The sequence below is a fragment of the Pseudomonas sp. PvP027 genome, from assembly GCF_017833005.1.
Taxonomy (GTDB): domain Bacteria; phylum Pseudomonadota; class Gammaproteobacteria; order Pseudomonadales; family Pseudomonadaceae; genus Aquipseudomonas; species Aquipseudomonas congelans.
Genome location: NZ_JAFIBK010000001.1, coordinates 2466902 through 2484378, shown reverse-complemented (window position 1 = coordinate 2484378; position 17477 = coordinate 2466902). Strand labels below are relative to the sequence as shown.

The following is a 17477-nucleotide window of genomic DNA, read 5'->3' as shown; positions in this document are numbered from 1 at the left end:
CATGCGAGCGACATCCAGGGGCTTTACGTTGATCGAACTCATGATCGTCGTGGCGATTGTCGGTATTCTGGCCGCCATCGCGTATCCCAGTTATACCGAGTACGTGAAGCGTACCCAGCGGTCGGCGATTGCCAGTCTGCTATCGGAGCAAACGCAGGCAGTTGAACGCTTTTATTCACGAGCCACTCAGCCCACCTATGTCGGGGCGACAGTGGTTGCCGCCAATACCTATTACACGATAGCTTTCGCTCCCACCGCCACCGACTTCACCCTGACAGCCACTCCCATCCCAGGCACGCTAATGGCTGGCGACAAGTGTGGCAGTTTCGTGATCACTAACACCGGGGCGCGTACCAACCCCGGCGCAACCCCTGGCGTCACCCCAAAAGACTGTTGGGGCCGCTAAACCGTTTTCTCTTCACGAGACCAAGATGTCCAAGCAAAAAATAGTCATTGTCGGCGGTGGCGTCATAGGTCTGTTGACTGCCTTCAATCTGGCTTCCGAGCAGGTCAGGGTCGTGCTGCTGGATCGTTCGGGCGTTGGTCAGGAGTCTTCCTGGGCGGGCGGCGGGATTGTTTCGCCGCTTTACCCGTGGCGCTACAGCCCGGCGGTCACCGCGCTGGCGCATTGGTCGCAGGACTTCTACCCGCACCTTGCCGAGCGTTTGCTCGCACAGACCGGTATCGACCCTGAAGTGCACAGGACCGGCCTGTACTGGCTCGATCTTGATGACGAGCAGTCTGCGCTTGAATGGGCTGTCCGCGAAAAACGTTCGTTGAGCCGTGTGGATATCTTGGCGGTGAATGATGCCGTGCCGGTGCTGGGTGAGGGTTATTCGCGGGCGATCTACATGGCCGATGTGGCCAACGTACGTAATCCCCGCTTGGTCAAATCGCTCAAGGCCGCCTTGCTGGCAATGCCCAATGTCGAGATTCGCGAGCAATGCGAAGTCAGCGGCTTTACCCGTGAAGGCAGCAGGATTTCAGGTGTGCAGACAGCTTCAGGCGATGTCACCGGCGATCGGGTGATTCTGGCGGCGGGCGCGTGGAGTGGCGAGTTGCTCAAGACCCTGGGGCTGGACCTGCCGGTCGAGCCGGTCAAAGGCCAGATGATTCTCTACAAATGTGCATCGGATTTTCTGTCGAGCATGGTGCTGGCGAAAGGGCGCTACGCGATCCCGCGTCGTGACGGGCATATCCTGATCGGCAGCACCCTGGAGCATGAAGGTTTCGATAAAACCACCACGCAGGCTGCATTGGAAAGTTTGAAGGCGTCGGCTGTCGAATTGCTTCCACCATTGGCCCATGCCGAGCCGGTCGCCCAATGGGCAGGCCTGCGCCCTGGCTCACCCGAGGGCATCCCGTTCATTGGCCCGCTGGAAGGTTTTGACGGCCTGTGGCTCAACTGCGGGCATTACCGCAACGGTCTGGTGCTGGCCCCGGCTTCCTGCCAGTTGATCACTGATCTGCTGCTGGAGCGCGAGCCGATCATCGACCCGGCACCCTATGCGCCTGCGGGGCGCCTCGCAGTCTAGCCATCCTCTCGGTCACGCGGAGCGTGGGCGCGAGAGTGTTCTCACGCTCACCTATCGTTCCGCACGCTCCAGCGTGGGAATGCCTTTCGTGACGCTCTGCGTCACACGGTCTTTGCCGCGCACGCAGTCAATCCAGACCCAGTTTCTTCAGTCGGTAGCGCAGTGACCTGAACGACAAACTGAGCCTTTCTGCCGCGGCGGTGCGGTTCCAACGGGTTTCTTCCAGTGCCTGCAGGATGAGCTGGCGTTCGATGCTTTCCAGATAGTCTTCAAGGTTGTCGATATCGGCCAGGCTTGGGCCGTCGCTCTCCTGAGGGCTGGCGGACTCGGTCAGGCGCAGGTCGCTGGCGTGGATTTCGTCGTTCTCACACAGCGTGTAGGCGCGCTCCAGCATGTTTTCCAGCTCGCGCACGTTACCGGGGAATCGATAGCTCTTCAGCGTTTCCAGCGCCCGCGCGTTCAAGCGCGCGACGGGTTGCGCGCCGTTCCCGGCAAGGCGCTTGAGAACACTGGCTGCCAGTTGGTCGATATCCTCACGCCGCTCGCGTAACGGTGGCACGCGTACTTCGATCACGTTCAATCGGTAATACAGATCCTGACGAAACCGACCGGCCGCGACCTCTGCATTCAGATTCTTGTGAGTGGCGCACAGAATGCGCACGTCGACGATCTGCTCTTGCTGGCCGCCGACGCTGCGGATGGATTTTTCCTGGATGGCGCGCAGGAGTTTGACCTGCATGGCCAGTGGCAGGTCGGCGACCTCATCGAGAAACAGCGTGCCGGTATGCGCCGCCTGAAACAGACCGGGCTTGTCTTCGTGGGCACCGCTGAAACTGCCTTTACGATGGCCGAAGAATTCGCTCTCCATGAGTTCGGAAGGGATGGCACCGCAATTCACCGGTATGAAAGGTTTGTCGATGCGCGGGCCCTGCTCGTGGATCAGCCTCGCTACAAGCTCCTTGCCGCTGCCCGACTCACCGCTGATGTAGATCGGCGCCTGGCTGCGTGCCAGCTTGCCGATCTGATTGCGCAAGGTACGCATCGCCAGCGAGTCGCCCAACAGGCGGTTGTCGATGCTCCGCGTGGGTGGTGCGCCGGGCAGGCTCAGCGCGCTAATGACCAGCTCGCGCAGCCTGCCGAGGTCGACCGGCTTGGTCACAAAGTCGAAAGCCCCGGCCTTCAGCGCGTTGATCGCAGTATCCACATTGCCGTGTGCAGTGATCATCGCCACCGGTACGTGGGGGTAGCCGTGCTGTATGTGTTGCACCAGCTCAAGGCCATTACCGTCCGGCAGACGCATGTCGGTCAGGCACATGTCGAACGGTTCGCGGGCCAGCCAGTCGTGCGCTTCGGCAACGTTACGGGCACTGCGCGTGTCGAGTTTCATGCGCCCCAGCGTGATCTCCAGGAGTTCGCGAATATCCGGCTCGTCATCGACTATCAGGATTTTTTGCCGTTGGCTCATGCTCAGCTCGTCTTGAACGGGTGGGCGAAGGTAATGCGCAGGCAACTACCACCCGTGGGGCGGGGCGCATATTCCAGATGCGCCTGATTGCTTTCGCACAGTTCACGTGACAGATATAGACCAAGGCCGGTGCCTTTGCTTTCAGTGGTGAAAAACGGTTCGAACATCTTGCTCAGGTGTTGCTCGCTGACCCCCGGCCCGTCGTCCAGAACCTCCAGCGTAGGCAAATCGCTCCTCTGGTCATTGTGCAGTTTCAGCCAGACCTGCGCTGACGGATGATTTTTGCCGCTGTAGCGCAGGCCGTTCTGCAGCAGGTTGGTCATGATCTGCGTCAGCTGTCCGGAATCCATGCGAGTTGTCAGTGTGCCGGGACTGATGTCGACATGAATCGCCTGATTGGGCGCAGCGGAACTGCGAAATTCAGCGACAAAGTGTTCCAGCCAGGTTTTCAGATCGAGCAGTTCGGGTTGCGCTTCGCGTCTGCGCGACAACTGCAGGACATTTTCAATGACCCGGTCAATGCGTCCCGACTGCTCATGAATGATCTGCCCCAGGCGTCGATCCGCCGCGCTGAGCTCTTCCGATTCATTAAGCAACTGCGCCGCATGGCTGACGGCGCCCAGCGGGTTGCGTATCTCATGGGCAATCCCGGCGGTCAGGCGTCCCAGTGCGGCGAGCTTGAGCTGCTGCGCCTGGTGGGCGATCTGCGACAGGTCTTCTAGAAAAATCAGCGTCTGACGCTGATCGCCACGGTTGAGCGTGGCAAAGCTCGGTTGCAGTACCAGCCCGACAGGGGTGGTGGTGATGCTGCGCGACACCATGATCGGGTTGACGAGCCACTGGCGCAGGCGTTCGACCAGTTGTGGCGAGCAGGTGTCGATGATCTGGCCGACCAGTCGTTCTTGGCCTAGCAGGTTCAAGGCCCCCTGATTGGCCAGCAGCACCTGATGGTTGGCATCCAGCACCAGAATGCCGGTACGCATGCGTTGCAGGATCAGCGCGTTGAGCGTTTCAAGGCTGTCGACATCCGCCGCGCGCTGTTCGGCCAGTACCTCGCTGACCTGCATGCGCGCTGTCAGCGCCTGCACCAGCAGGGCAGCGGCGAAGCATAAGGCGCCCAGCGAGCCAGCCTGCACGTAGTCGTTGGAAACCGAGGGTGTACCGAAGCTGATGTAGAACGTCAGGTAGATGATGCCAATGGCGGAAACCGCAGCGATCAGCAGACCGATACGGCCGCGCAGCAACACGTTGCTGATCGCCACCGAGGCAATCAACAGGTTGCCGATACCGCTGGAAGGTCCGCCCGCTGCGTAGAACAGCGCGGACAGCATGATCGCGTCGGTCATCGCCAGGCCGAAAAACTGTGCCTGACGGCTGGGGCGCTCCAGCAGCACGACGACCAGAATGTTGAACACCAGATACAACCAGCAGCCCGAGCGGAACAGGTTCTGGTTGGCCAGTTGCAGCAGTTCGGTTTCCAGGCTGCTGGAAATCAACAGGACCAGTACGATGCCGATGGTCAGTCGATAGAGGTGGTACAGCCGCAGAATCCGCTGCGCCTGCGGGCTGACGAGGGACGGTGAGTCAGCGGTCACGTGCCGCGGGGCCCTGCAGCCGGTGTGCCTCGCTGCAATACCATTGCTGTGCCTGGCTCAGCGCACGATCCTGTGGCAGATGAACGCCACACTGTGCGCAACGCACCATGGGGGTAGACGCCAGCTCAGGCGGCTCTGCGCGGGGTTTCGGCTTGGGGGGATTGATCAGACGCTTGACGAACCAGACCACCGCCGCGATCAACGCGACCCACATAAGTAAGCGAATCATGACTACCAGCTTAGTGATTGACGATGGCGCAGTGTAGCCAAGCCGCGAGCGGGCGCACAGTGGCAAAATTGATGCACAAAAAAAGAGGCCCGAAGGCCCCTTTTTTCATGTGCTCAGGATCAGTCGAACAGACCCAGGGTCATGTAGCTGAACCACGAACGGCTCTTGGTGCCTTTCTCTTCGGCTTCTTTCTCGGCCTGTTCGTCCAGCTCTGCCTGATTCTCCGGCAGCAGCTCTTTCGGAATGGAGTCCTTGGCGTCCTGGTACTGCTTCTTCATGTCCTGATCGGCGCGGGTCTGGCCCGGTGGCAGCGGCGCGCTACCGTCGATCAGGCCCAGGGTCGCTTTCGACAGCCATGAGCGGTTATCGGCTTCGGCTTCACGCGGGGTGAACTTGCCGTCCGCCAGTTGCGGGTGGTTCGGGTAGTTGGTCTTCAGCACTTCCAGGCTGGTGGCAGCCAGGTCGTCAAGGTGCAGACGCTGATAAGACTCGACCATCACCGCCAGGCCGTCGCCTACCGAAGGCGTCTCCTGGAAGTTTTCCACTACATAGCGGCCGCGGTTGGCGGCGGCGACGTAGGCCTGACGGGTCAGGTAGTAGTCGGCTACGTGGATTTCGTAGGAAGCCAGCAGGTTGCGCAGGTAGATCATGCGCTGCTTGGCGTCAGGCGAATAGCGACTGTTCGGAAAGCGGCTGGTCAGCTGGGCGAACTCGTTGAACGAGTCGCGGGCAGCTCCCGGGTCACGCTTGGTCTGGTCCAGCGGCAGGAAGCGCGCCAGAAGGCCCACGTCCTGGTCGAAGGAGGTCAGGCCCTTCATGTAATACGCGTAGTCGACGTTCGGGTGCTGTGGATGCAGGCGGATGAAACGCTCGGCAGCGGATTTGGCTGCTTCGGGTTCACCGTTCTTGTAGTTCGAGTAGATCAACTCGAGCTGGGCCTGATCGGCGTAGCGACCGAACGGATAGCGAGATTCCAGCGCCTTGAGCTTCTCAGTGGCACTGTTATAGCTGTTATTTCCCAGGTCGGCCTGCGCCTGCTGGTACAGCTCGACTTCGCTGAGGTTTTCGTCGATGACTTCCTTCGACGAACAGGCCGCAGTCAATGCGAGGATGGCGATCAGCAGCAGGTGTTTCACTTGCATGGCGGCTTGCGTCCCTATAACGGCCTGCTGTCTTGGGCGGGGCCGTCCTGTTATGATGAGCGCCCCGCGATACCGGCGGGACAAAAGACGCCGTATTTAACCACAAGCGCGCTGCCGAAACCAAAGGCTAGCCGCCACCTAGTCTGGTCATGTCCGAAAATATAGAACTCCGCGCAGAGGTGCCGTCCGAATTGGGCGGTCAACGCCTCGATCAAGTCGCCGCACAATTATTCGCTGAGCACTCGCGCTCGCGCCTTTCCGCCTGGATCAAGGACGGCCGCCTGACTGTGGACGGAGGCGTTCTGCGCCCTCGCGACATCGTGCATGGTGGCGCTGTTCTCGAGCTGATTGCCGAGCAGGAGGCCCAGGGTGAATGGGTCGCTCAGGACATCGAGCTCGACATCATCTATGAAGACGACCAGATCCTCGTCATCAACAAGCCCGCCGGGCTGGTGGTGCATCCGGCTGCCGGTCATGCCGATGGCACGCTGCTCAACGCCCTGCTGCACCATGTGCCGGACATCATCAATGTTCCGCGTGCCGGCATCGTGCACCGTCTGGACAAGGACACCACCGGTCTGATGGTGGTCGCCAAGACCATTCAGGCACAGACACAGCTGGTTACCCAGTTGCAGAGTCGCAGTGTCAGCCGTATCTACGAGTGCATCGTGATCGGCGTGGTGACCGCAGGTGGCAAGATCGATGCGCCGATCGGCCGTCACGGCCAGCAGCGTCAGCGCATGGCAGTGATGGAAGGTGGCAAGCAGGCGGTCAGTCATTACCGCGTACTGGAGCGCTTCCGTTCGCACACCCATGTACGGGTCAAGCTGGAAACCGGCCGTACTCACCAGATTCGCGTACACATGGCGTACATCAACTACCCGTTGGTCGGCGACCCGGCCTATGGCGGTCGTTTCCGTATTCCGCCAGCGGCCAGCCTGACCATGGTCGATTCGCTCAAGACCTTCCCGCGGCAAGCGTTGCATGCCCGCTTCCTGGAGCTGGATCATCCGACCACCGGTAAGCGCATGAGCTGGGAATCGCCTTTGCCGGACGATTTCGTCTGGTTGCTGTCCTTGCTCAAGCAGGATCGTGAGGCGTTCATCGGGTGAATGACTGGCTGATACCTGACTGGCCTGCACCAGCACAGATCAAGTCCTGCGTTACCACTCGCTCGGGTGGGGTCAGCCTGGCCCCATTCGACAGCTTCAATCTGGGCGATCACGTCGATGACAGCCCGCAGGCCGTGGCGACCAATCGCCAGCGCCTGACCTCCAGTCTCAATGCTCGGCCCGCATGGTTGAGGCAGGTGCATGGCGTCGACGTCGTACCTGCCGATCCCTCCCGCGTCGTCGAGGCCGATGCCAGCTGGACCAGCACGCCTGGCGTGGCCTGCACGATCATGACGGCCGATTGCCTGCCCGCGCTGTTCTGTCGTCGTGACGGCACGCGGGTAGCTGCAGCGCACGCCGGCTGGCGCGGACTGGCGGCCGGCGTGCTGGAGGCCACTGCCGACAGCCTGAAGAGTGCTCCCGAAGAGATCATGGTCTGGCTGGGACCGGCCATCGGCCAGCCGTCGTTCGAAGTCGGTCCCGAGGTGCGTGAGGCCTTTATGGCCAGCCACCCGCAGACAGCCACTGCGTTTGTCGCCAGTTCGAATCCTGATCGTTTCATGGCCGACATCTACGCGCTCGCCCGGTTACGACTGGCCGCCCAGGGTATCTGCGCCGTGTATGGCGGCGGGCTGGATACCTTCACCGATCCGCGCTTCTTTTCCTACCGGCGTGCCGCGCGCACTGGCCGCTTCGCTTCGCTGATCTGGATCGAACACGCCTGATTACCGGGCTGTTTTGCACAAGCCAGCTAGGCTTGCCTGATCTGTATCAACCCCGGCCTGCTTGAAACGCGCAGAATCGTCCGCATCTAACTGGCTACCAAGCAGGTTTTCTTTATAGGTGTGTTCATTGCTCCGGCCTGCATTAAAGGAAGGTGACAAATGCGTATCGACAGATTGACCAGTAAATTACAGTTAGCGTTATCCGATTCCCAGTCGCTGGCCGTCGGCCTCGACCATCCCGCCATCGAACCTGCGCACTTGATGCAGGCGCTGCTTGAGCAGCAGGGCGGTTCCATCAAGCCTCTGCTGTTGCAGGTAGGCTTCGACATCAACAGCCTGCGCAAGGAACTGAGCGCAGAGCTGGACCGGCTGCCAAAAATCCAGAACCCGACCGGCGACGTCAACATGTCGCAGGATCTGGCGCGCCTGCTCAACCAGGCCGACCGTCTGGCGCAGCAGAAAGGCGACCAGTTCATTTCCAGCGAGCTTGTGCTGCTCGCGGCAATGGACGAGAACAGCAAGCTCGGCAAATTGTTGCTGGGGCAGGGCGTCAGCAAAAAGGCCCTGGAAAATGCAATCAACAACCTGCGCGGCGAAGGTGCCGTGAATGACCCGAACGTCGAAGAGTCGCGTCAGGCGCTGGACAAGTACACCGTCGACCTGACCAAGCGTGCCGAAGAGGGCAAGCTCGACCCGGTGATCGGTCGTGACGACGAGATTCGTCGCACCATTCAGGTCCTGCAGCGCCGTACCAAGAACAACCCGGTGCTGATCGGCGAACCTGGCGTGGGCAAGACTGCCATTGCCGAGGGCCTGGCGCAGCGCATCATCAATGGCGAAGTACCCGATGGCCTGCGCGGCAAGCGCTTGCTTTCGCTGGATATGGGCTCGCTGATTGCCGGTGCCAAGTACCGTGGCGAGTTCGAAGAGCGTCTCAAGTCGCTGCTCAACGAACTGTCCAAGCAGGAAGGCCAGATCATCCTGTTCATCGACGAGCTGCACACCATGGTCGGCGCCGGCAAGGGCGAAGGCTCGATGGATGCGGGCAACATGCTCAAACCTGCGCTGGCGCGTGGTGAGCTGCATTGTGTCGGCGCTACCACGCTCAACGAGTACCGCCAATATATAGAGAAGGATGCTGCGCTTGAGCGTCGATTCCAGAAAGTCCTGGTCGACGAGCCAAGCGAGGAAGACACCATCGCGATCCTGCGTGGCCTGAAAGAGCGCTACGAAGTGCACCACAAGGTCGCCATCACCGACGGTGCGATCATCGCCGCAGCCAAGCTGAGCCATCGCTATATCACCGACCGCCAGTTGCCGGACAAGGCCATCGACCTGATCGACGAAGCGGCCAGCCGTATTCGCATGGAGATCGACTCCAAGCCTGAAGTGCTCGACCGCCTTGAGCGTCGTCTGATCCAGCTGAAGGTAGAAGCTCAGGCCCTTAAGAAGGAAAAGGACGAGGCGGCGATCAAGCGCCTGGAAAAACTTCAGGGCGAAATCGAGCGTCTTGAGCTTGAGTACGCGGATCTTGAAGAAATCTGGACCTCGGAAAAAGCCGAGGTCACCGGCTCGGCACAGATCCAGCAGAAAATCGAACAGTCCCGTCAGGAACTGGAAGCCGCACGCCGCCGGGGCGATCTTAACCGTATGGCCGAGTTGCAGTACGGGATCATTCCGGACCTGGAACGCAGTCTGCAAATGGTCGACCAGCACGGCAAGCCCGAAAACCAGTTGTTGCGCAGCAAGGTGACCGAGGAAGAAATTGCCGAAGTCGTGTCGAAGTGGACCGGTATCCCGGTGTCGAAGATGCTCGAAGGCGAGCGCGAGAAACTGTTGCGCATGGAAACCCTGCTGCACAACCGGGTGATCGGCCAGGAAGAAGCGGTGGTAGCGGTCTCCAATGCGGTGCGTCGTTCGCGGGCCGGGCTGTCCGACCCTAATCGTCCGAGCGGCTCGTTCATGTTCCTCGGCCCGACCGGCGTGGGCAAGACCGAACTGTGCAAGGCGCTGGCCGAGTTCCTGTTCGACACCGAAGAGGCGATGGTGCGCATCGACATGTCCGAGTTCATGGAGAAACATTCCGTGGCTCGCCTGATCGGTGCACCGCCAGGCTATGTAGGTTACGAAGAGGGCGGTTATCTGACCGAAGCCGTGCGTCGCAAACCGTACTCGCTGATTCTGCTCGACGAGGTGGAGAAGGCGCATTCCGATGTGTTCAACATCCTCTTGCAGGTGCTTGAAGACGGACGCCTGACTGACAGCCACGGGCGCACGGTGGACTTCCGCAATACCGTGATCGTCATGACCTCCAACCTGGGCTCGGCGCAGATCCAGGAATTGGTCGGTGATCGTGAGGCGCAGCGTGCTGCGGTGATGGATGCAGTCGGTACGCACTTCCGTCCGGAGTTCGTTAACCGTATCGACGAAGTGGTGATCTTCGAACCGCTGGCACGTGACCAGATCGCCGGTATCACCGACATCCAGCTGGGCCGCCTGCGCAAACGTCTGGCCGAGCGCGAGCTGTCGATGACCCTGAGCCCCGAGGCGCTGGACAAGCTGATCGCCGTTGGTTACGACCCGGTATATGGCGCACGGCCTCTGAAGCGCGCGATTCAGCGCTGGATCGAGAACCCGCTGGCGCAGATGATCCTCTCGGGCAGCTTCATGCCCGGTACCACCATCACCGGCAAGGTGGTCGACGACGAGATCACGTTTGTCTGACCGCGCTCGTCAACGCTCTATAGAAGGGCCCTCGGACCGAGGGCCTTTTTTTGAGGCGCGGTCAGCAGTAGAATCGGGCCCGAGAGGCGATCTGAAAAAAAATCGCAAATCATTGTCTTAAAAAGCAATTTATAGGGTTGACAGGTGTTTTTAAAATTGTAGAATAGCGCGCCTCAGAGACGTGAACGCAACGATACAAACGAAGCGCAAAGGTCGATGAGATTGAAATCAACGAGTTAACAGCAAGCTGGTTTCAAGGCAACATGTTGTAAAGTTGAATCTGAAATCGATAGTTCCGCGATAGCTCAGTTGGTAGAGCAAGTGACTGTTAATCACTGGGTCCCTGGTTCGAGTCCAGGTCGTGGAGCCAGATTTCGCAAGGTTCAATGCAGTTTCAGTCGGGGTATAGCGCAGTCCGGTAGCGCGCCTGCTTTGGGAGCAGGATGTCAGGAGTTCGAATCCCCTTACCCCGACCATATTTGGGTCGTTAGCTCAGTTGGTAGAGCAGTTGGCTTTTAACCAATTGGTCGTAGGTTCGAATCCCACACGACCCACCATTTTTGGTCAGTTTGTATCTGGCTGGATCTTAGGGAGTGACGCCACAAGCGTCACCCAAATAGAAAACGCCTCTTCGGAGGTGTTTTTTAGCATCATCGGGGTATAGCGCAGTCCGGTAGCGCGCCTGCTTTGGGAGCAGGATGTCAGGAGTTCGAATCCCCTTACCCCGACCATTTTCGCCCAGCTGTATCAGGGTTGAAGATCAGGACTCAAGAACATTCGTTTTGAGTCCAACAAAAAAGGCGTCCTTCGGGACGCCTTTTTTGTTTTGGGGTGCATTTTCGGTTGAGATCGCCTTAAGCCGCAGCCTGACGCGAAATAGGCCACCAGCAAGCTGTGATGGGAAATTGGAGCGCTCCCGTACCTAGCGGAAGTTTGTGTACGGGGCGCTTTTTGGCAAAAGTACTGTGCCGCTCGTGTATCAGCCTATCTGAAGCAGGCCTGATAACTGAATAATCGGCAGTGCAAGATATCCGCTGATAATGGCAGATTGAGTATTTTTACAAATATCCAACGCAGGTGATCAGCCTGACCTACCGATCCATCCGGGCAATTCCAGCGTTTCAGGACGTAGATGCCCAGCATCCTGGCTTGGGACAGGTCTTTCCTCGATCACTGTTCAGTACCAGCTCCTACGCCGGCAATGTGAGCTGGCTGACAGTGGTGTCGCGGCCACTAGCGGGTGAGGGCGTCTCGTAGCGGTTCACTGTCTTGGTATCTGGAGCAGTTGATGGGCTCATGGTCGAGATCGGTGTAGGCAGTGCGCGAGGCTTGGCCAAGGACCGGCCAGCTGAGCTCTCGGCTTCTGCAGTCGTTTCGCGAGTCGTAGTCGACGGAGTCAAGTCCTTAACTGGAGCGGAGATTGATCGGTGTCTATCAGCGCGCAGCGTCGCCTCCAGCAGGAACTGGCTCGTTGTCATCTGCCATTGGTGCAGATTCTACGGTCAGCGTGCCGGTGTACGTCTCAGGTCTATCAGTTGTGTTTGGCCGGATCAGTGCCGGCGCTATTTTCAGAACCGTGAACGTGTTCTTCCACCCGCGACCATTGTCGATGCTGGCCTTCCAGATGGCCTTCTCCTCTCCATTGGGCTGAATGATCGCCTGATCCTGGAGCAGGTTAAACATTGGGGCGTTGGACGTGGGGATGTGTTCGATACCCTGAGACAGCAGAAGAGCTCTGGGCTGATCTACGGCTGGCTTGCTGACAAGCCTCATTGGCTTGGATGTATAGGTGCTTCATTAGATATTGATTTGTATGTTAGCTAGTCCAGAGCAACAAATTAATCCATCTGCCGAACATGACTTTGTACAGGCAGGAGCCCCGCCTGATCGGCTGTCGATCGGGCTTCCCCAAGAATGATATCTGTGCGATTTTTAACACTTCAATATCTTCTTTCGGTGGTGTCGATGCCATATCCTGCTACATAGGCTGAAGCAGGCAGTAGCGGATCAATGTCCTTGTTCGGCAGCGCCTGGGCGCTGCCGAGCAAGGGCGGCTAGCAAAGGTTACATCCCGCGTTGCTTATATGATGGAACATCTGTCTCATATCCATCATCCCCTTTTTTTATTTTGGAAACATTCGACCAATTCTGATCTGCTGCTGACTCTTTATCAGTATTAATCATTACTTTTATAGGCATGCCTGTAGCTAAAGCTGCCGCAAACCTGTGATGCCCTTCAACGATAACAAGTGGTCCGTGCTCTGTAGGTGCGGCGATAATAGGCTCTTGCCTTCCACTGAGACCACGCCTGAATTCATCCTTGTAAAACTCCAAGTGCTCCCCTACAAGGTCAGATTGACCAGGCAGAAAATCGGCATAGCTTGAATTTTCAATGTGTATAGGTGAATGAGGTTGATAAGTAGCTTTATACATTAAATTACCGTACCGCTGGCCAATCTCGGTGCCGGAAAGGGATAATGTTCCGTGCTGCATTAAATTTTGTGCGGTTTTAATAAGGTCAGCGCCTGTGGTGTTGGTGGCTTCTCCAGGATTGTGCTGCTCTATCAACGTCTGCGTCAGGTTACTGCGTGAGGGGTGGGCCGGATAGGCACGTGGTGACGTCTGAGCTGCCATGGAGGGGGACGCATCGTAGTGCGTGGTGACAGGCGGCGGAACCTGAAGATAGACAGGGTTCGCGTTTGGCGGACTGATGCTGATGATGTCGTAGCGTAATTGTTCATTCAGTCGTGCGTGGACCGTCAAACTGCCATCTGGCGTTGCATAGTGAGCGTCTGCTTGGTGCTCTGATTTAAAGTCCAAGGCAGAATCATTGATCGATTCAATTGCTCGCTTTACCGGAGGCTCATGTTGGTGGTCATCAAGCGCCCTCAGCGAGTTATTGCTTATCTTAACCAGCGACAGCTTTTGGGCGTGACGAGTCTGGGCCTGTGGACCCGAAGACCTGGGCTGCTGACCGGCATTGACCCGCACGGCTGTCTGCTGTGGGAGGAAAGCTTGGCGAATAGGGTTCATAGCTGGCGGTACCTACTGATGATGTATTAATCGATAGAGCGAAAGCGGATGTAATGAGTGGTTAGGAGGGCCTGGAGGGTTCCGAAGAACGTGCAAACGGCTGGTACGGGTAGGGGCGTGACGACATTGACAAAAACAGGATGCAACTTTTTTCATACGTCTGAAAACCCGCAACCCCATGTCTTCGGCGGAGTGGCTCAGGCTGCACCAGCGGATGAGCCACCAGGCTTTCTGATCCTCTCAGCAGTCCAGACTCAGAAATGCTTGATCGGCTTCCGGTAGTGCTAACGTCTAAGGGGGCCACAGATTCGTAAACCTTGGCGTATGATTTTTTCCGAATTCTGTAGGCTCCCATAAACGGGGATTCCTTCAGTGCGTGCTGTGCGGAATGCGGACGGTGGAAGACGCACTCAACAAGTTTGATTCCCGTTCAGCAAGTTCAGGTCGGCAAAAAAACACTTGGAACAGTGCATGAGCGGCGTATTGACCTGTGAGTGATGCGCTTCGCAAACGTCGCTGAGAATGGCACTGAAAACGGTGATTGGGTCGTCCTCTTTGGTGATCAGGGAATGGCGGCACTAAAGCAGAATATACCTGAATACTATACAGCGAGCCCCCGCAGCCATAGGCGCGCAGGTACAAGGGATGTTAATTTTGAGACGGCCTATTATCAACGTCAGAATGGGAGAGTCTGAATTTTTGCGAGAAAATAATTGACACCCTTTTTGTATTTTGTGTAAAAATATAAACATTAACGGATTAATCAATAAACAAATGGACATTGCATACAATGAATCTGCTTGACTCTATAAAAAGCGAAAACACTGGCTTTGAGACAACCCTTATTAAGGGTATTGAACCGATTCGACAGTTTGTTCTGGCTATCTCGATTTATCATCTCTTCGATACAAAATTATTTTCCTTGCTGATTAAACACGAGGTCGCCTCGCCGGAGGTGGCCTGTAATGAACTCGGAATGGAGAAAGAGAAGTTACTGGGCTTATTCAGGTACCTGAAGAACGAAGGGATTCTTCTGGAAACAATAGACGGTTTCTCGTTATCGAAAGAAGGGCACGCGCTGGCACCTTTCGAGGGCTGGTATGTGATGCTGGTCGGTGGCTATGCCACAACCTTCCTACAAATGGGCGAACGCCTTCAAGAGGGCGCCGGTTGGGCCACCCGCGACGCAACCAAGGTCGGTGTAGGTAGTTGTGGTATCAGCCACTTTGACGCTATCCCCTTGACCAGGTCTTTGATGGCCCAAGCTCCCGGTACATGCACAAAACTGCTGGACCTGGGTTGCGGAAACGGTCGATACCTCGCCGAATTCTGCAAGGCGCTTCCGCAGATCCAGGCCTGGGGCGCCGAACCGGACCGCGGAGGCTTCGAGGAGGCTGTAGACCTGATCGAGAAAGAAGGTCTGTCGCATCGAGTTCACATCAGCCACAGCGGGGCAGTCGAATTCCTGGATTCGGATTTCGATTTCGAGCCCGATTTCATCGTGCTTGGTTTTGTGCTGCATGAGATCCTTGGCCAGGCCGGCCGACCGGCAGTGGTTAACTTCCTGAAAAAGATTGTCCACCGTTTCCCTGTCATCAACCTGATCATTATCGAAGTCGACAACCAATTCGACAATGCCGGCGCAATGCGCCACGGCTTAGCGCTCGCTTATTACAACCCTTACTATCTGTTGCATTGCTTCACCAATCAATTGTTGGTGCAAGACGCGGATTGGCTGGATATTTTTGCCGAGGCTGGCTTGTCCCTGGTCACCCGCGAGACGACGTCTGACCAGGTTGACTCGACCGGTCTGGAAATCGGCTATCTGCTGCGGAGGGCATGACCTTGGCTTACAACAAACGCCACCAGATCGTCCGGCCAGATAGCTGCCTGAGCGTGCTTCAGCAGCGCCTGAAATACGCTCGTTCGGAGCTGCAGGAGTCGGCTTGCTACTTCGTGGAGAATGTTCCGGTATGGCCAGGTGCGGCAGCACCGACTCCGTTTGCCGCCAGCAACGACATCTTTCAATACGCCGACTGCAATGGTGCCCCACCATTGATCAACACCATCTGCGCCCGCGACAACGCGCTGTACGGGCTGGATTTGTCAGACGAGAATTTCCTCGTCACCAATGGCGGAATGCACGGCTTGTCGCTTGTGTTTCGCCAGATCAAGCGCCGTAGCGCCGAGCCTGGCTCAGCAGTGTGCCTGGCGCCGGTATTCGGTGCCGTCCCCGCCCTGCTGGAAGCAACGGGCTACGATCTGATCTACTATCAGATGAGTGCTGCCTTCCCTACCGTCGAAGAGATCCTGGCGGTATGCCGCGCAGACACCCGCCTGGTGTACCTCAACTTTCCACATAATCCATTGGGTGGGATTTACTCAGACGCCTTTATAGAGCAGCTGGTGCCGAGTCTGGCCGAGCGCGGCATCTCGCTGGTGCTGGATATGGTGTACGACTCCTTCATCTTCGACGACCAGAAGATACGCTCACCCTTCGCTTGCACAAACGATCTTTCGTTGCTCTACACCGTTAATTCAGTGTCGAAGAACTATGGCTCGCCTGGTTTGCGGATCGGTTGGGTAGCCTCCTCTTCGGACAATGTCGAGGCGATGGCGGGGATGCTGGAGATTGAGTGTGTCGCCGTCTGCTCGCCTGCGCAAACCAAGGCAGCGTCCTTGATCTCGATGGGAAATGCACCGCTGCATCAACAAGTGGTCAGCAGCCGGGCCATCGTTCGAGAGTTCCTCGGCCGCCACCTGTCGAGGTACGCATCGCTGCCACCTGCGGGCACCCAGGTGTTCGTCAACCTGCCAGTCCATGACATCGAGGGTTTCGCCGATCAAATGTTGGGCGAGTACGGCCTGGTGCTGGCTACTGCGAGCAACTATTCAGGCGCCCAAGGTGCGCATATCCGTATCCCGACCGGCTACCCGGAATCGATCACTCACAATGCCCTTGAGCTGCTTCGCCAGGGCATCGAACGCTACGCCGATGTCTGAATAAAAATCAAATATGGCCCGCATCCTGCGGGCTGAACCCTCGATGTATTGAAAACTTACTCAATGAATGTACATCTGTATCTTTCTTTTATCCTCACTAGCCTTATCGTCCTTGTCGTTCCAGGGCCCAGTTTTGCTTATGCAATCGCCGTTGGGATGCGCAGCTCTCGACAAGTGATTTGCCGCAACGCACTTGGCATGGCGCTCGGCGGGCTGACCATCACCATGGCGCTCGCGTTCGGAGTAGCCCAACTCTTTGCAGCCTATCCGGCCGCATTCGTGGCTCTGAAGTTTATCGGGTGCGCATACCTTGTCGCACTTGGGGTTCGCACGTTTCTTACCCGCCCCGAGGCCAAACACGCCTGCACAATAGAAACGTCAGCAACACCGCTTTTACAAGGGTTCATCGTCGAAACCGCGAACCCCAAGGCTATATTGTTTTACGTTTCGCTCGTGCCTCAGTTCGCTGATCCTGAGCTCGGTCACATGGAAGCTCAACTGCTGATTCTTGGGGCTACCTTCGTCGCTCTACAGGTCACATGGGATATCGCTTTGATGCTGGGTGTACATCGGCTCGGTGCGATTACAGGAGGTCTTATGTCCATGAAGGCGCAGCGAATCATCAATCGAATAAGCGGGACCACTTTTATTGTGTTGGGCCTGGCTCTGCTCACTCAGGAACGACCCAATAGCTAAGCAGTAATGCGCAGTGACGAATGTTCTGAGGGTGTCTTTGAAGTTCTCCACGCAATTCAAAAGCGACTGTTCGTTCAGCGTTGCTGCGAGTGTCGGTAATAAGTGATTCTTTGTTGGCTTCGAGGCGTGATTCACGTTCTGCTGACACGGGTCCCATGTATATATCAAATAATCCGGCGTAGACGCTTTCCGGATACCTGGGTTTCTGCGGCAGGCCA

The 17477-nt window shown here is 57.4% G+C and carries 13 protein-coding genes, 4 tRNA genes and 1 pseudogene; 12 read left to right on the top strand and 6 right to left on the bottom strand.

Translation table 11 applies throughout. The features are described from left to right. The first annotated feature begins 1 nt into the window (after position 1). A complete protein-coding gene (locus JOE33_RS10440; protein ID WP_122589377.1) occupies positions 2-406 on the top strand; it encodes a type IV pilin protein in 405 nt (134 codons plus the stop codon). Positions 407-431: 25 nt separating this feature from the next. Beyond that, entirely contained in the window at positions 432-1535 is a 1104-nt protein-coding gene (thiO, locus tag JOE33_RS10435; RefSeq protein ID WP_122589375.1) for a glycine oxidase ThiO, read from the top strand. Positions 1536-1662: 127 nt separating this feature from the next. Here thiO and JOE33_RS10430 read toward each other — a convergent pair whose 3' ends face one another. The 4 genes from JOE33_RS10430 to JOE33_RS10415 all read right to left on the bottom strand — a co-directional run bounded on the left by JOE33_RS10430 (position 1663) and on the right by JOE33_RS10415 (position 5966). Further along, a complete protein-coding gene (locus tag JOE33_RS10430) occupies positions 1663-3000 on the bottom strand; it encodes a sigma-54 dependent transcriptional regulator (RefSeq protein WP_187625633.1) in 1338 nt (445 codons plus the stop codon). A 2-nt stretch (positions 3001-3002) separates the two neighbouring features. Then, positions 3003-4595: an ATP-binding protein gene (locus JOE33_RS10425; RefSeq protein ID WP_054992677.1), complete on the bottom strand. Its 1593-nt coding sequence runs from the start codon at positions 4593-4595 to the stop codon at positions 3003-3005. Further along, complete coding sequence (locus JOE33_RS10420; RefSeq protein WP_011266590.1) at positions 4585-4824, bottom strand: PP0621 family protein; 240 nt, start codon at positions 4822-4824, stop codon at positions 4585-4587. Before JOE33_RS10420 ends, JOE33_RS10425 begins: the two co-directional genes overlap by 11 nt. Positions 4825-4943: 119 nt before the next feature. Continuing rightward, positions 4944-5966, bottom strand: a complete 1023-nt coding sequence (locus tag JOE33_RS10415) for an outer membrane protein assembly factor BamD (protein ID WP_010427430.1) — start codon at positions 5964-5966, stop codon at positions 4944-4946. Between the two features lie 149 nt (positions 5967-6115). On the opposite strand from JOE33_RS10415, the gene rluD reads away from it, so the two are divergent. From rluD to JOE33_RS10380, 7 genes are all read left to right on the top strand, one after another. Next, positions 6116-7078, top strand: a complete 963-nt coding sequence (rluD, locus tag JOE33_RS10410; RefSeq protein ID WP_187625634.1) for a 23S rRNA pseudouridine(1911/1915/1917) synthase RluD — start codon at positions 6116-6118, stop codon at positions 7076-7078. Further along, entirely contained in the window at positions 7075-7803 is a 729-nt protein-coding gene (pgeF, locus tag JOE33_RS10405; protein ID WP_187625635.1) for a peptidoglycan editing factor PgeF, read from the top strand. Before rluD ends, pgeF begins: the two co-directional genes overlap by 4 nt. Before the next feature lie 159 nt (positions 7804-7962). Continuing rightward, positions 7963-10527 (top strand): ATP-dependent chaperone ClpB, encoded by a 2565-nt coding sequence (clpB, locus tag JOE33_RS10400; RefSeq protein ID WP_054992674.1) that lies wholly within the window; start codon positions 7963-7965, stop codon positions 10525-10527. 294 nt (positions 10528-10821) lie between these two features. Then, a tRNA-Asn gene (locus JOE33_RS10395) sits at positions 10822-10897 on the top strand. Positions 10898-10926: 29 nt separating this feature from the next. Then, positions 10927-11003, top strand: a tRNA-Pro gene (locus JOE33_RS10390). 5 nt (positions 11004-11008) lie between these two features. Beyond that, positions 11009-11084 (top strand) — tRNA-Lys (locus JOE33_RS10385). Positions 11085-11181: 97 nt separating this feature from the next. Further along, positions 11182-11258 (top strand) — tRNA-Pro (locus tag JOE33_RS10380). 706 nt (positions 11259-11964) lie between these two features. On the opposite strand, the pseudogene JOE33_RS10375 reads toward JOE33_RS10380, so the two are convergent. Both JOE33_RS10375 and JOE33_RS10370 read right to left on the bottom strand, forming a co-directional pair. Next, positions 11965-12294: pseudogene (locus JOE33_RS10375) on the bottom strand (TraI domain-containing protein); the annotation flags it as partial. A gap of 297 nt (positions 12295-12591) precedes the next feature. Next, on the bottom strand, positions 12592-13560 hold the full coding sequence (locus JOE33_RS10370) for a ParB/Srx family N-terminal domain-containing protein (protein WP_187625636.1): 969 nt from the start codon (positions 13558-13560) through the stop codon (positions 12592-12594). A gap of 790 nt (positions 13561-14350) precedes the next feature. On the opposite strand from JOE33_RS10370, the gene JOE33_RS10365 reads away from it, so the two are divergent. The 3 genes from JOE33_RS10365 to JOE33_RS10355 all read left to right on the top strand — a co-directional run bounded on the left by JOE33_RS10365 (position 14351) and on the right by JOE33_RS10355 (position 17259). Continuing rightward, positions 14351-15403 carry a 2-ketoarginine methyltransferase gene (locus JOE33_RS10365; protein ID WP_187625637.1) on the top strand — a complete coding sequence of 351 codons (1053 nt, stop codon included), beginning with the start codon at positions 14351-14353 and terminating at the stop codon, positions 15401-15403. Continuing rightward, the gene (locus tag JOE33_RS10360; protein ID WP_187625638.1) at positions 15400-16563 is read left to right on the top strand and encodes a beta-methylarginine biosynthesis bifunctional aminotransferase; all 1164 of its coding nucleotides are present in this window, start codon (positions 15400-15402) and stop codon (positions 16561-16563) included. The genes JOE33_RS10365 and JOE33_RS10360 overlap by 4 nt, the downstream gene beginning before the upstream one ends. Before the next feature lie 63 nt (positions 16564-16626). Continuing rightward, positions 16627-17259, top strand: coding sequence for a LysE family translocator (locus JOE33_RS10355; protein ID WP_054992671.1), 633 nt, complete (start codon positions 16627-16629; stop codon positions 17257-17259). The last annotated feature ends 218 nt before the right edge of the window (positions 17260-17477 follow it).

Bases quoted from the DNA above. Each gene is read 5' to 3' on its own strand.
- JOE33_RS10430 (WP_187625633.1), bottom strand. From the start codon at position 3,000: ATGAGCCAACGGCAAAAAATCCTGATAGTCGATGACGAGCCGGATATT.
- JOE33_RS10440 (WP_122589377.1), top strand. From the start codon at position 2: ATGCGAGCGACATCCAGGGGCTTTACGTTGATCGAACTCATGATCGTC.
- clpB (WP_054992674.1), top strand. From the start codon at position 7,963: ATGCGTATCGACAGATTGACCAGTAAATTACAGTTAGCGTTATCCGAT.
- JOE33_RS10360 (WP_187625638.1), top strand. From the start codon at position 15,400: ATGACCTTGGCTTACAACAAACGCCACCAGATCGTCCGGCCAGATAGC.
- JOE33_RS10355 (WP_054992671.1), top strand. From the start codon at position 16,627: ATGAATGTACATCTGTATCTTTCTTTTATCCTCACTAGCCTTATCGTC.
- JOE33_RS10420 (WP_011266590.1), bottom strand. From the start codon at position 4,824: ATGATTCGCTTACTTATGTGGGTCGCGTTGATCGCGGCGGTGGTCTGG.
- JOE33_RS10415 (WP_010427430.1), bottom strand. From the start codon at position 5,966: ATGCAAGTGAAACACCTGCTGCTGATCGCCATCCTCGCATTGACTGCG.
- thiO (WP_122589375.1), top strand. From the start codon at position 432: ATGTCCAAGCAAAAAATAGTCATTGTCGGCGGTGGCGTCATAGGTCTG.
- JOE33_RS10365 (WP_187625637.1), top strand. From the start codon at position 14,351: ATGAATCTGCTTGACTCTATAAAAAGCGAAAACACTGGCTTTGAGACA.
- JOE33_RS10370 (WP_187625636.1), bottom strand. From the start codon at position 13,560: ATGAACCCTATTCGCCAAGCTTTCCTCCCACAGCAGACAGCCGTGCGG.
- rluD (WP_187625634.1), top strand. From the start codon at position 6,116: ATGTCCGAAAATATAGAACTCCGCGCAGAGGTGCCGTCCGAATTGGGC.